Raw genomic sequence first — 13,656 nt, 5'->3', positions numbered from 1 at the left:
CGTCCCCGGGCACCTTCTAGAGTGAGCCGGTGTCCTCCTCCTTCTTCGGTGACCTGCGTGTGGTTCTGCGCGGCCCGCGATTCCGCCGCCTCTTCGGAACCCGCCTGGTCTCACAGTTCTCCGACGGGATCTACCAGGCCGGCCTGGCCGGTTTCGTCTTCTTCAACCCCGAGCAGCACACCAGCGCGGCTGCGGTGGCGGCTGCGTTCGCGGTCCTGCTGCTGCCCTTCTCGGCGGTCGCCCCGTTCGCGGGGGTCCTCATCGACCGTTGGCCGCGCCGCCAGGTGCTGTTGCTGTCGTCCCTGGCCAAGGCCGTCCTGGCGGTGATCACGGCGGTGCTGGTGGCCCGGGGCGCCGGTCCGGCTTTCTTCGTGGCAGCACTGCTGGTGCTGAGCGTCAACCGGTTCTTCCTGTCCGGTCTCTCGGCCGGGCTTCCTTACGTGGTTCGGCGCGACAAGCTCATGATGGCCAACGCGGTCACCCCGACCTGCGGAACAGCGGCCAGTTCGGCGGGAACCGGCGTGGGTCTGGCGATCGGGATGATCGGCGGCGAGGAGGCCCTGGGCACCGGCATCGTCCTCTTCGCCGCGGCCCTCGGGTTCGCCGTCTCGGGGGCCGTGTCGCTGACCCTGGGCCGCCGGGAGCTGGGCCCGAACCTGGAGGAGGAACCCGAGGACGTGCGCGCGGCCGTCCGCGGCGTCGTGCGCGGGATGCTGAGCGGGCTCCGCCACATCGGCGAGCGGGTCCCGGCCCGGGACGGTTTGGCGACGATGGGTGTGCACCGGGTCCTGTTCGGTGTGTCGACACTGCTCACCCTGCTGCTGTACAACAACACCTTCACCGGCGGCGGGGTGGCCGGGCTCGCCGGGTTCTCGGTGTCGGCCGCCCTGTTGGCGACCGGCTTCCTCGTGGGAGCGGTGGCCACCCCGTGGGCGACCGCCCGGACGGGTGCGAGCACGTGGATCGCCTCACTGCTGGCCACGGCGGCCATCGTCCTGCTGGTGTTCGGCCTGCCGTTCTCGCCTGTGCTGTTCCCCGTCGCGGGGTTCGTACTGGGCTTCGTGTCCCAGGCGGCGAAGGTCACGGTCGACACGTTGGTCCAGCGACATGTCGACAACGCGTTCCGCGGCCGGGTGTTCTCGGTCTACGACGTACTCTTCAACGCCACGTTCGTCCTGGGCGCGGCGCTCGCGGCGGTGTTCGTACCTCCGTCGGGCGTGAGCGCGGCCGTGGTCGCTGCGATGGTGCTGGTCTACGCTGCGCTGGCCGCGGCCTGGGCCCGGCGAGCTCGCAGGAGCACGGAAACGGGGGCCGCCGCGCCCGTGTGAGGGCTACCGCCGGGCCCGCGGCCCCGGCCCCGAGGGGGCGGGGCCGGCGGAGAGGCAGCCGGGCATCCTCGCGGTCAGCTCTGGAGGTGTTCCCCGGCCCAGGCACGGAGTTCGGCCGTGGCGTCCTCCTTGGACATCGGCCCGTTCTGCAGGCGCAACTCCAGCATGTACCGGTAGGCCTTGCCCACGGCCGGGCCCGGAGTGATGCCGAGGATCTCCTGGATCTCGTTGCCGTCCAGGTCGGGCCGGATACGGTCCAGCTCCTCCTGTTCGGCCAACGCGTCGATACGCCGCTCGATGTCGTCGTAGGAACGCGCGAGCGCGTTCGCCTTGCGCTTGTTGCGGGTGGTGCAGTCCGCGCGGGTGAGGATGTGCAGGCGTTCGAGCTGGTCGCCCGCGTCGCGTGCGTACCGGCGCACCGCCGAGTCGGTCCACTCTCCCTTGCCGTAGCCGTGGAAACGCAGGTGCAGGGAGACGAGTTTGCTGACGGCGTTGACGACGTCCTTGGAAAAACGCAGCTTGTTGAGGCGCTTGCGGCTCATCGAGGCGCCCACGACCTCGTGGTGGTGGAAAGTGACGCGGTTGTTGCCCTCGAAGGAACGCGTCTTGGGCTTGCCGATGTCGTGCAGGAGCGCGGCCAGACGCAGGACGAGGTCGGGTTCGTGGCCGCGGCTGCGCTCGAGTTCCATGGCCTGGTCGAGGACGGTCAGCGAATGCTCGTAGACGTCCTTGTGCCGGTGGTGCTCGTCGATCTCCAGGCGGAGTTCGGGGATCTCCGGGAGTACGTACGGGGCGATTCCGAGGTCGACCATGAGTTCGATGCCCTTGCGCGGGTCAGGGCTCAACAGCAGTTTGACCAGCTCGTCGCGTACCCGTTCGGCGGAGACGATGGATAGGCGGTCGGCCATGTTCCGCGCGGCCTCGGCGACCTCGGGGGCGAGTGCGAAGCCGAGCTGGGCGGCGAAGCGGACCGCGCGCATGATGCGCAGCGGGTCGTCGCTGAAGGAGTCCTCCGGCTTGCCCGGGGTCCGCAGCACCCGGGTCTTCAGGTCGCGCAGCCCGCCGTAGGGGTCGACGAACGTGCCGTCGGGCAGGTGCACGGCCATGGCGTTGACGGTGAAGTCGCGGCGCAGCAGGTCGTCGTCGATGTCGGTGCCGTAGGCGACCTCGGGTTTGCGCGACTTGGGCGAGTAGGACTCGCTGCGGTAGGTGGTGATCTCCAGTTGAAGGCCTTTCTTCCGCAGGCCCACGGTGCCGAAGTCGATGCCGACGGTCCACACGGCGTCGGCCCAGCCGTCCACGAGTTCGAGGATGCGTTGGGGCACGGCGTCGGTGGTCAGGTCCACGTCGTGCGAGATCCTGCCGAGGAGGGCGTCGCGCACCGGTCCGCCGACGAGTGCGAGTTGTTGGTCGTGCGCGGCGAATCGCTCACCGAGCTCGTCGGGCACGGGCTGCATCGAGTCGATCAAGGAGCTCAGAGCCGACCTCTGGGCATCGGTCGACCGACCGGTCTCGTGGCGGGCGGTGTCATCGCCCGGAAGCTCTGTGTTCGGCACACTACGCAGGTTAAGTGGACGCGGCGGGTGCCCGCGAATCGTCCGGCACGCGCGAGAGGTTCCCGGACGCGCCGCTCGAGCCTGCAGCACGATCCGGCGTTCCGGGAAGGAGGTATCTTCGGTGCAGTGGGGGACGCCGTCCTTTTTGCGCCCGCCCGGCCCGCGTCCGCCGAGTGCGCCGTGCGGGTATCCGCCGTCACCGCCCCTGTCGCACCCGCATCCTCCGGCGGGACGGCCTTCTGGACCCGAGCAGGAAACCGGTCAAGCGTTGCGTCGAATTCTCTCCGCATCGGTGGTCATGGCCCTGGCCACCGCGCTGCTTCCGATACCGGCCTCACTGCCGCCGGTGGCGGCCGAACCCGCTGAGGACGGGGCCGCCCCCCTCGTCGTGGACAGCATCACGCCCGACGTGGTCGATGAGGACGCGACTCTGCGCGTCAGCGGTGAAGTGACCAACACCACCGACGAGGACTTGTCGGAGGTGTCCGTGCGTATGCGCTACTCGCGGCATCCCTTCACCGATCGGAGTGAACTGGACGACTTCTCCTCCGGCGACGGCTGGCAGCCCGATGCTTCCGGCCCCGACGAAGGGGTCTCCGACGAGCTGGCCCCCGGGGCCGGCCAGGGGTACGCGCTCCGCACGGACGTGGACGAACTCGGGCTGTCCGGGTACGGCGTGTACCCGATGGTGATCGAGGCGGTCGACGGGGACGGCACGGTGATCGGGTCGCAGTACACCTTCCTGCCCCACCTCGACCCGGATGAGGACGTCCCTGAGGTCGGTATGGCCTGGGTGTGGCCGCTCATGGACGCTCCGCAGCGGGCGGACGACGACACGTTCCTCAGCAGTTCGCTGATCGAGTCCTTGGGATCACAGGGACGTCTGGGTCGGCTGCTGTCCGCGGGCGCCCAGGCACCGGTGGACTTCGACCCCGGCGACGAGGACCTGCAGGAGGTCCTCGGCCTGGACCAGGACGCCGAGGAGGACGAGGGCACCGGGCCGCCCGAGGACGACGTCGCCACCGACGAGGAGACCGCGCAGTCCGAGCCCACCGGTGAGGCGACCGACGACGCGGGTGCCGGCGACGAGGAGGACGCCGAGGGCGAGGAGGACGCCGAACCGGAGCGTACCGATGGTGTCCCGGTCACGTGGGCGGTCGACCCGGGCACGCTCGACGACGTGGTCCGCGCCGCCTCCGACGACTTCGAGGTGCTCGACGACGTGCTGGCCGTCCCGGCCGAGTCCGAACCTGTCCGCCACGAGCACACGGCCGAGGAGTCGGCCCAGGTGTGGCTGCGCGAGGCCCGCCGGGTCCTGCCGGCCGACACGGTCGTGGCCGCCCCCTACGCGAACGCGGACCTGGCGGCGATGTTGCGCAACGACATCACCACCGACGCCGAGGAGTCCTTGCGGATCGGCCGGCAGGCGACGATGGAGGCCTTGGAGCTGGCCCCGGACGAGGACTACGCGCTCCCGCCCGGCGGTCTCATGGACGGGGCCGTGCACGAACTGTTCTCCGAGAACGGCGCGAACCGGTACCTGTTGGACGGCGAGGCACTGCCGCCCGCGTCATGGCTGTCGACGACCCCGACCGCTCAGGAGAGCCTCGCCTCTCCCACGGGCGACGAGGAGGAGACGGCCCTGGTGAGCGATCCGGGACTGACCGACGTGCTGTCGATGCCCTCGCAGACCCAGGGGGACACGGCGCTGGCGTTGCAGAGGTTCGCTGCCGAGACCGCCATGATCGCCGGGGAGAACGCGGGCGGTGACCGGGTGGTCGTGGCTTCCCCCGAGCCGCGGTGGGACCCGGGGGAGGAATTCGCCTCCGGGGTGCTGGAGGCGACCGAGTCCCTGCCGTGGCTCAACGCGGAGACCCTCGACGATATCGAGCTGCCGCCGGAGGGCGAGCGCGAGGAGACCCGGCGCGGTCTGACCTACCCCGAGTCCTCCTACGAGACGGAGCTGAGCTCCACGTACCTGGACCAGATCCAGGACGTGAACCGCGACGTACGTATGTTCAACAGCGTCCTGGTGGAGGACAACGATCCCTTCCGCCCCGCCCTGCTGCGGCTGTCGTCGGCCTACTGGCGCGACGAGGAGGCACTGGCCGGCGCGATGCGCACTCTGGTCTCCCAGGAGGTCCAGGAGGGGCTCGACTCGGTACGCATCATCCCCGGGGAGCCGGTCACACTGGCCAGCCGGACCGGTATCACCGGGATCCTGGTGGCCAACGACCTCGAGGACGAGTCGGTCTTCGTGACTCTGTCGGTGTTCTCCGAGAACTCCGAGCGGTTGACGGTGGAGAGCTACACCGACTCCTTCGAGATCGCCCCCGGCGCCAAGACGACGGTGTACGTTCCGCTGTCGGCCCGGGTGAACGGACGTACGGTGCTGCACACGAGCCTGCACAACTCGGCCGGTGAGCCGATCAACGCCCAGGACACGGAGATCCCGGTGAACGCGACGGGTCTGGGTACCCAGGCGCTGATAATCAGCGGGATCGGCGTACTGATCCTGGTGGCCGCGCTCGCGCCCCGGGCGGCCCGCAAGTGGGCCCGCTCGTCGGCCAAGTCGTCGAACACGGCCGCCGACGGCGACGGCGACGGCGACGGCGACGGCGACGGATCCTCCACCCGGGAGGAACCTTCCGGTACGGCGGTTCCCGGTGAGGAAGACCCCTCCGCCGAGAGCCCCTCCTCCGCCGGGTCCTCCGTCGAGGACACCGCCCGTCCCGCCGGCGAGGCCACCGGAACGGACCGTGGTACCGGCACCGCCGAAGGGTCCGCCGAACAGCCCAGCGACAACCGTGCCGAGGTGGCCGTGGACCGGACCGCCGACGGCAACGCCGTCCCGTCCTCGGACAGGGCCGGCGACACTGATTCCTCCGCATCCCCCGCGGACGGGGGAGACAATCCTTCCGGGTCGGACGGCCCCCGGACATGAGGTCCGGAGCCGCCGCCCGCGGCGGGTCGACGTGTCGACCCGCCGACCTGCCGACACGCCGACACGTCCGTCTGCCGACGGGTCCCGGTGTCCGCATGTCGACACACGCGGCCGTACGCCGCTCCCCCGCCCCGAACGGGGCTTCCCCAGCCGGACGAAAGGAAGTCTGATCCACCGTGGTCGCCGATTCCCCGAACGGCGGCGGGAAACACCGCCGCCCGTCCCCCCGAGAGCAGGACCCGGCCGAAGGGTCGTTCCCGGGTGAGAGCACGATCAGTCCCACGGGCGGTCCCGTGCCCTCCTACGAGGAAGGTGAGCTGCCCGAGCGCGCATCCGCCGGCTCCGGTGACGACGGTTCCGGTGACGAGGAGCACGGCGCCGCGGACAGCTCCGGCGACGGCGGGATGATGCGGTCCAGCGCAGTGATGGCGGTGGGCACCATGGCCTCCCGCATCACCGGGTTCGCGCGCACCATCGTGCTGGGCGCGGCCATCGGCACCCACCTGCTCGGTGATGCGTACCACACCGCGCACACGATCCCGTTCATCCTGAACGATCTGCTCATCGGCGGCCTGATGGCGAGCGTCATCGTGCCGTTCCTGGTCAAGCGCCGCAAGCGGGACACCGACGGCGGCAAGGCCACCGAGGACCGCCTGTTCACCACGACGATGGTGGCGCTGTTCGCGCTGACCGCGGTGGCGGTGCTCGCAGCCGAGTTCCTCATCTACCTGTACGGGTCACGCTTCACACCCGCCCAGTTCGATGCGTCGGTGTACCTGGCCCGCTACCTGCTGACACAGATCTTCTTCGTGGGCATGAGCGGGCTCCTCAGCGCCATGCTCCACACCCGCGGGAAATTCGGCGCCGCTGTGTGGGCCCCGGTGCTGAACAACATCGTCATCATGCTCGTGTCCGGGATGTTCCTGCTGGTCGCAGGCCCCGATCTGGCCCCGTCCGAGGTCACCGACGGCCAGTTGACCCTGCTCGGCGCCGGAACCGCCTCTGGCATGGCCCTGCAGGCCCTGGTGCTGTTCGTGGCCCTGACCCGGACCGGGTACCGGTGGCGTCCGCGCCTGGACCTGCGCGGATCCGGCCTGAGTGAAGCCGTGCGTACCGCAGGGTGGATGATGCTCTACACCTTCCTGACCCAGGCAGGCCTGTGGATCACCACCAACATCGCCAACGCCGCGAACGTGGCCGCCGTCGAGGACCCCGACGCCGCCGTCGGTGCGGGCATTACGGCCTACAACCTCGCATACCAGCTCTTCCAACTGCCGTACGCGATCATCGCGGTCTCCCTCATCACCGTGCTCCTGCCCCGCATGAGCGCCCACGCGGACGACCACGACTGGCCGATGGTGCGTTCGGATTTCTCGCGTACGCTCCGGATCTCCGCGTTCGTGCTGGTCCCGATGGGGTTCGCGATCGCGCTGTTCGCGCAGCCGCTGTCGATCCTGGCCTTCGCACGCGGTTCCATCTCGGTCGACGACGCGGCCAACATCGGCCAGATCCTCACCGTCATGGCATTGGGCCTGGTGCCCTTCACGATCTTCCAGCTCATGCTGCGGGTGTTCTTCGCGATGGGTGACACCCGGACCCCGGCGATGATCGCGATCGCGAACCTGGCGGTGCACGCCGCTCTGGCCTTCACGTCCTACATGCTGCTTCCCCCGGCGTACGTGGTCACGGGTGTGGCCGCGGGCTTCATGGTCTCGTTCCTGTCCGGACTGATCATCGCGGGGAACATCATCAGCCACAGGCTGGGCGGCCTTGACGGGAAGCACATCATCGGCACGTTGTTGCGCCTGCACGTGGCCGCGCTCCCGAGCGTGGCAGCCGGTCTCGGCGTGCTGCACCTCTTCGACACCTACGTCGGCCCCGGGCTGGTCAGCTACATCGGTGCACCCGTCGTGGGCTGCGTCCTCGGGGCGCTGCTCTTCCTCGGCACGGCCCGGCTCCTGCGCATCCAGGAGCTCACCTCCGCGGTGGAACTGATCCGCGGACGGCTGCGTCGATGACAGTGGCCCCCTCCCCCCGAGCGGCCCCTACCAGGGGCACGCCAGTTTCGACCCAGTGAAGGGCAGCGCGACGGTGTCCAGCGATCACCCCCGACAGGACCCTCCGGAACACCGGCCCCCAGAAGCGGCCGAGGCCCGGGCGCACGAGCGCGGGCGGCACACACTGATGATGCCGGACGAGGTTCTCGACGCCTATGAACGCAGTGAACCCGAGGGCGAGCCCGAGCCCGGTCTGCGTACCGTCCGGGACCCGAGCGACATCGGTGACCTGGGCACCGCCGACCGTGCGGGGTTGGAGGACGGCGACGAGGTCGGCGGTTCCAGCCACACCTCGTCAGGGAACCTCGCCAAGTCGAGCGCGATCATGGCGCTGGGCACGGTGTTCTCCCGTGCGACGGGATTCCTGCGCACGATCGTGCTGGCGGCGGCGATCGGTACCCAGCTGCTGGGCGACGCCTACCAGACGGCGAACATGGTCCCGTTCATGATCTACGACCTGCTCATCGGCGGGTTGTTGGCGAGCGTGTTCGTTCCGTTCCTGGTCAAGCGGCGCAAGTCGGACGAGGACGGCGGAGACCGGACCGAGCAGCGGTTGGTCACTCTCCTACTGCTCGGTCTGTTGGTGATCACCGTGGTATCGGTGCTCGTCGCGGAGTGGTTCATCCGCATCTACGCGGGCGGGTTCTCCGGGGCGCAGTACGACGTCTCGGTGATCATGGCGCGCTTCCTGGTGCTGCAGATCTTCTTCATCGGCGCCAGCGGCCTGGCGGGCGCGATGCTGAACGCGCGGAACAAGTTCGGGGCCCCCATGTGGGCGCCGGTGCTCAACAACGTGGTCATCATCGGGATCTGCCTGTGGTTCCTGGCCATCGCCGGCCCCGGGCAGAGCCCCGAGGACCTCATGGAGCACCAGGGGCAGATCGCCCTGCTGGGACTGGGAACGGTGCTGGGCCAGGTCCTGCAGGCCTCGGTGCTCATCTGGGCGCTGGCGGCCGCAGGTTTCCGTTGGCGCCCGCGTCTGGACCTGCGCGGGTCCGGTCTGGGTGAGGCGGCTGGTGCCGCCTCGTGGATGATGCTCTACATCGTGGTCGCGCAGGTGGGTGCTCTCGTTTCCACCAACGTGGCAACACGCGCGGGTGCGATGGCGTCGGAGGCCGGGGCCTCGGGCGCCGGAATCGCCGCTTACAAGTTCGCGTCAATGATCTTCCAGCTGCCGTACGCGATCATCGCGGTGTCGGTGATCACGGCGCTGCTGCCGCGCATGAGCGAGCACGTGGCCACCGGCCGCAAGGACCAGGTGCGCGCCGACTTCTCGCGGGGTTTCCGGCTCTCGTCGGTGCTCATCGTGCCGATCTCCGTTGCGATGATCGTGTTCGCGGTCCCGTTCTGCGTGATGATCTACGCGCGGGGCAGTACCTCGGTCGAGGACGCGGCCACGATCGGGCACATCCTCATGGTGTTCTGCTTGGTACTGATCCCGTTCACGCTGTTCCAGCTGCAGATGCGGGTGTTCTACGCCCTCGGCGACACCCGCACGCCGGCGCTGGTGGCCCTGCCCTCGGAGGCGGCGCACGCAGTGACGGCCTTCAGCCTGCTGTTGTGGATGGAGCCGGAGTACATCGTGGTCTGGCTGCCGGTCCCCTACGGCCTCTATTACGTCCTGGGGTCGGTGATCATGTGGCGGGTGCTCAACAAGCGCCTCAACGGGCTCGACGGCCGAAGGAGCGCGTCAACCCTGTTCAAGCTGCACATCGCGACGGTCCCGTCCGCGGTGTTCGGGGTGTTCGTGCTCTTCGCGCTCCAGGGGCTTCCCGGCGAACTGCTGCCGGCTCTGAGTTCCATACTGGCCGGAGGTGCCGTAGGTGCCGTACTGTTCGTGGTCACGGCCAAGTTCCTCAATGTGACGGAAGTCACAACGTTCCTCGATCTGATCAGGACCAAGCTGCGACGCAGCTGATCACCGGGAACGCACCCCCCGGCACTCGGCCTCCGGAAACAACCGGAAGATGGATCCCTATCCGCTGTCCACCAAAGGTGCTGTTCACGCGTCCTAGCATGGACAGGCATCGCTTAACCGCTACCGCATTGTTTATCCGAGCTGCCCGAAGGGAGGCTGGGGACAGCACTCAGAGCCGATGACCCCTCGCCCGAGCCCCGTAGCACCCCTCCACCCCCGAGGAAGACCGCTGCGGACAGCACGGCGAACCCACGGCACTGGCGCCCGTCACTCCCATCATGAGCACCTTCCTGATCGAACCCGGGGCCAAGCTGGCCAACCGGTACCGCCTCGACGACGTCGTGAGTGAGACCGGTGGTGCCACCAGATGGAAGGCCACCGACGAGACACTCGCACGACCCGTCGCCGTGTGGACCTTCACCGAAGGCTTCCCCCGCACCTCCGAGGCCGTGCGCGCCGCACGCGCCACCAGCAGGATCCCCGACTCCCGTGTCACCCAGGTCTTCGACGCCGACGACATGGCCCCCGTGCCCTACGTCGTCGAGGAATGGGTCATCGGTTCCTCCCTGGCCGACCTCCTCGCCCAGGGCCCCATGGAACCCGAGCGCGCCGCCGGCCTGGTCACCGAGGCGGCCGAGGCCATAGCCGCCGCCCACGAGGGCGGTCTGCACCACCTGTGCCTGACCCCCGACAAACTCATGTGGAGCAGCGGAGGAGCGGTCAAGGTCACCGGCATCGGCGTGGACGCCGCGCTCCTGGGCGCCAACGTCCAGGACCCCTCAGCGGTCGACGCCCAGGGGCTGGGGCACCTGCTGTACGCAGCGCTGACCGGACACTGGCCCGGCCTTCAGCAGACCCCCCTCCCCCCTGCGCCCCAGGGCCCGAACGGTCCGGTACCCGCCGACCAGGTACGTCCAGGCATCACCGATCCCCTGGCCACCATCTCCACCCGTGCGGCACTGCCACAGCTGGTGGGACAGGTCGTTCCCGGTCCGCCCATCACGACACCGGCCGCGTTCTGCCAGTCCATGGCCGACGTGCCCCGACTCATCCCTCTTCCGGTGTCTCCGGCCGAGCCCGCGCCTGAACCCGAACGGGGCACCTCGCGCCGTACCGGTGAGTTCGGCAGCACGGGGACCGGCCCCCGCAGCAGCGAGCGCGCCGGTGCCACCGCCGCGGCGGGAACAGCAGCAGCCGCTCCCCGGGGCCGTCGCCGTTCCGAACAGTCCAGCACGGCCCGCAAGGCCCTGGTGTGGGGTGCGGCCGGGCTCCTCTTCATCGGCGTGGTCGCCGGCGCATGGACCTTGGGATCGATGATGCGCCCGTCCGGAGAGGCCTCCCCCAGCAGTGACTCCACCGACGAGGAACAGCAGGAGGCCCCCGAGCTGAGCACCATCGACATCGTCGGCTCCGACGGGTTCGACCCGCTCGGTGACGGCAGCGAGCACGGCGACAATGCACCGAAGGCCCACGACGGAGCCCACGAGACCGTCTGGAACACCGAGGGCTACCAGGACCCCATGGGCGAGGGGAACAAGTCCGGGGTCGGCCTGCTGCTGGACCTCGGACAGAGCCAAGAGGTGCACGAGGTCGATCTCACCGTGCCGCAGAGCACCTACGGGGTCCAGATCCGGGTCAGCGACACCCGTAGCAGCCACCCGACGGACGACGAGGCCCTGAACTCCGAGATGCCGGTCGCCTGGGAAGGCCAGGTCTCGGGCGAGGAGAAGATCGAACTCGAGGAACCCGTCTCCGGACAATACGTCGTGGTCTGGTTCACCGAAATGCCTTCCGATGGCGGTACCTACCGAGGCACCGTGCACGAGGTCGAGGTACGCGGCGTCTAGTTGTGGGGTATGTGATCAGCGCTGATGGAGTCGGTCCACGAGCTCACAGATCGTGAGCTTCTGACGAAGCATGCAGAAGGCGACGAGCAGGCCTTCGCGGTGCTGGTGCGGCGTCACCGTGAGCGCCTCTGGGCTGTCGCCGTGCGCATCATGGCTGACCCCGAGGAGGCCTCCGACGCCCTCCAGGACGCTTTCCTGTCCGCCTTCCGTGCCGCAGGACGGTTCCGGGGCGAGGCCCAGGTGAGCACCTGGATGCACCGCATCGTCGTCAACGCCTGCCACGACCGGCTGCGGCGCCGCAAAGTGCGGCCGTCGACCCCGACCGAGGGCGAGACCCTCGACGTCATGGCCAACGAGCAGGACGTGCGCAGCGGCAGCACACACGACCACGCGTCCCGCACGGAGACACGCATCGTCGTGCGGCAGGCCCTCGAGGACCTGCCGCACGACCAACGCATCGCCCTGACCCTCGTCGACATGCTCGGCTACCGTGTCGAGGATGCCGCCGCCATCCTCGAAGTGGCCTCCGGAACCATCAAGAGCAGGTGTGCGCGAGGTCGCTCGAAACTACTGCCTTCGCTCGCGCATCTGAGGAACCCTCCGCATCCACGAGACGTCACATCTGAGAGAGGAGGTGCCAATCCATCGTGACGTCCCATCCTGAGGTGGAGGCACTCGCCTTCTTCGCCGAAGGGCTCCTGGAGTCCGACGAGGAACGCAACGTCGCCCGACACGTCGAGTCCTGCGAAGAATGCTCCGAAGCCCTGGACGAACTGTCGAACGTCTCCCAGGTCCTGGCCGCAGCACCGGCCCCTGAACTGCCCCCGGACGTGGCCGACCGCCTCGAGCAGCAGATCGCGGAAGCCGTCCGTGACCGCGCGGTCCGGCGACCGGAACCCACCGGCGCCCCCTCCGAACCCGAATCAGCACCGGTTGCGGACCTGTCCGAACACCGAAAACGCCGTTTCGGCCTGCCCCGGATCATGATGGCCGCCGCTGCTGCGGTGTTCGTCATCGGTGGCGGGGCGGCCGTGGTCAACGGGATCCTGCTGCAGGACGACGAACAGACGGATGCTGCAGCGCCGCTCATGGACGGCCAGGCCGAGGAGGAACCGGGCCCCGACGCAGCACAGTCCTACGCACCCGAGCTCGTACGCAGCGGCACCGCCTACACGGAGGACGGGCTGGCCGAGCAGGCCGCCGAGACCCTGGACCGCTCCCCCGTGGGCGGTACGGCAGAAAGCGATCCGCTGCCCGCCGAGACGACCGTCCCGCAGGGTGCCGAGTCCTGTGCCTCCGGTGTCGGCGAGGAGATCGGCCTGCGGGTCGTGCTGGTCGATGACGCCCTGTACGGCACGGGACCGGACCCCGCCTGGGTGATGTTCGCCCCCGACGGCGACTCCGTCGAGGTCATGGTGGTGGAAGCCGGCTGCGGCCAGGGCGACGACGTGGACGAGAGTGTGCTGGCGCAGGAGACCGTCGAAGCCTCCTGACCCCTGATCACCTTGTCCCCTTGTCGACAGAGCGATCCGTCGACCGTTCCCCCGGCCCGTGCCGGGGGCGGCCCCGCCGCTTGCGCTTCCGGTGACATGTCGACCTGTCGCCCCGGTCGGAGATGGCCCGGAACGCACCGAGCGCTGTTCGCCCCTCCTCGGCGCGGCCGTCAATGCCCGCTGCAGGACACGTGGCGGGGGTGAACGCACTCTTCCGGGCTCGTCCGGTGCGCTACCGCGGCAGGGGTGTCTGAGCACCGCGCAGAAGGCCGGAGCGGCCGCTCCGTGCAGTCCGTGCGGCCGATGGTCCCGATACCCTGGCCCCGTACCCCGAGGGTATGGCCGAACGGGAATAGCCGGACGCTTACCATCGGTTGTGCTAACCAACCTCCCCCGAGGTCACGCCGGGTGGCCGGGGAAGCAACTGTGTGAAGGGCCAACGAGCGTGAGTGACGTCCGCAATGTGATCATCATCGGTTCCGGCCCCGCGGGATACACCGCGGCCGTCTACGC

At 69.2% G+C, this 13,656-nt stretch carries 8 protein-coding genes; 7 read left to right on the top strand and 1 reads right to left on the bottom strand.

Annotation, left to right across the window (positions count from 1 at the left end):
- Positions 1–29: 29 nt before the first annotated feature.
- Positions 30–1,328, top strand: coding sequence for an MFS transporter (locus tag D456_RS0115195; protein WP_017577040.1), 1,299 nt, complete (start codon positions 30–32; stop codon positions 1,326–1,328).
- 74 nt (positions 1,329–1,402) lie between these two features.
- On the opposite strand, the gene D456_RS0115190 is transcribed toward D456_RS0115195, so the two are convergent.
- Entirely contained in the window at positions 1,403–2,884 is a 1,482-nt protein-coding gene (locus D456_RS0115190; RefSeq protein ID WP_026115910.1) for a CCA tRNA nucleotidyltransferase, read from the bottom strand.
- Positions 2,885–3,176: 292 nt separating this feature from the next.
- On the opposite strand from D456_RS0115190, the gene D456_RS0115185 reads away from it, so the two are divergent.
- The 6 genes from D456_RS0115185 to D456_RS0115160 all read left to right on the top strand — a co-directional run bounded on the left by D456_RS0115185 (position 3,177) and on the right by D456_RS0115160 (position 13,143).
- Positions 3,177–5,828, top strand: coding sequence for a DUF6049 family protein (locus D456_RS0115185; protein ID WP_017577038.1), 2,652 nt, complete (start codon positions 3,177–3,179; stop codon positions 5,826–5,828).
- 176 nt (positions 5,829–6,004) lie between these two features.
- Complete coding sequence (murJ, locus tag D456_RS0115180; RefSeq protein ID WP_017577037.1) at positions 6,005–7,846, top strand: murein biosynthesis integral membrane protein MurJ; 1,842 nt, start codon at positions 6,005–6,007, stop codon at positions 7,844–7,846.
- Positions 7,847–7,919: 73 nt separating this feature from the next.
- Positions 7,920–9,803 carry a murein biosynthesis integral membrane protein MurJ gene (gene murJ, locus D456_RS0115175; protein ID WP_026115909.1) on the top strand — a complete coding sequence of 628 codons (1,884 nt, stop codon included), beginning with the start codon at positions 7,920–7,922 and terminating at the stop codon, positions 9,801–9,803.
- A gap of 278 nt (positions 9,804–10,081) precedes the next feature.
- Positions 10,082–11,650 (top strand): protein kinase family protein, encoded by a 1,569-nt coding sequence (locus tag D456_RS0115170; RefSeq protein WP_017577035.1) that lies wholly within the window; start codon positions 10,082–10,084, stop codon positions 11,648–11,650.
- Between the two features lie 24 nt (positions 11,651–11,674).
- The gene (gene sigM, locus D456_RS0115165; RefSeq protein ID WP_017577034.1) at positions 11,675–12,301 is read left to right on the top strand and encodes an RNA polymerase sigma factor SigM; all 627 of its coding nucleotides are present in this window, start codon (positions 11,675–11,677) and stop codon (positions 12,299–12,301) included.
- The gene (locus tag D456_RS0115160; RefSeq protein ID WP_017577033.1) at positions 12,298–13,143 is read left to right on the top strand and encodes an anti-sigma factor; all 846 of its coding nucleotides are present in this window, start codon (positions 12,298–12,300) and stop codon (positions 13,141–13,143) included. Before sigM ends, D456_RS0115160 begins: the two co-directional genes overlap by 4 nt.
- Positions 13,144–13,656: the final 513 nt, after the last annotated feature.

Origin of the sequence: Nocardiopsis kunsanensis DSM 44524, assembly GCF_000340965.1 — a bacterium.
Lineage (GTDB): Bacteria > Actinomycetota > Actinomycetes > Streptosporangiales > Streptosporangiaceae > Nocardiopsis > Nocardiopsis kunsanensis.
The sequence above is the reverse complement of the archived record's forward strand: the minus strand, read 5'-3'. Positions and strand labels throughout refer to the sequence as shown.

Coding starts and splice junctions, on each gene's coding strand:
- D456_RS0115170 (WP_017577035.1), top strand. CDS start 10,082: ATGAGCACCTTCCTGATCGAACCCGGGGCCAAGCTGGCCAACCGGTAC.
- sigM (WP_017577034.1), top strand. CDS start 11,675: ATGGAGTCGGTCCACGAGCTCACAGATCGTGAGCTTCTGACGAAGCAT.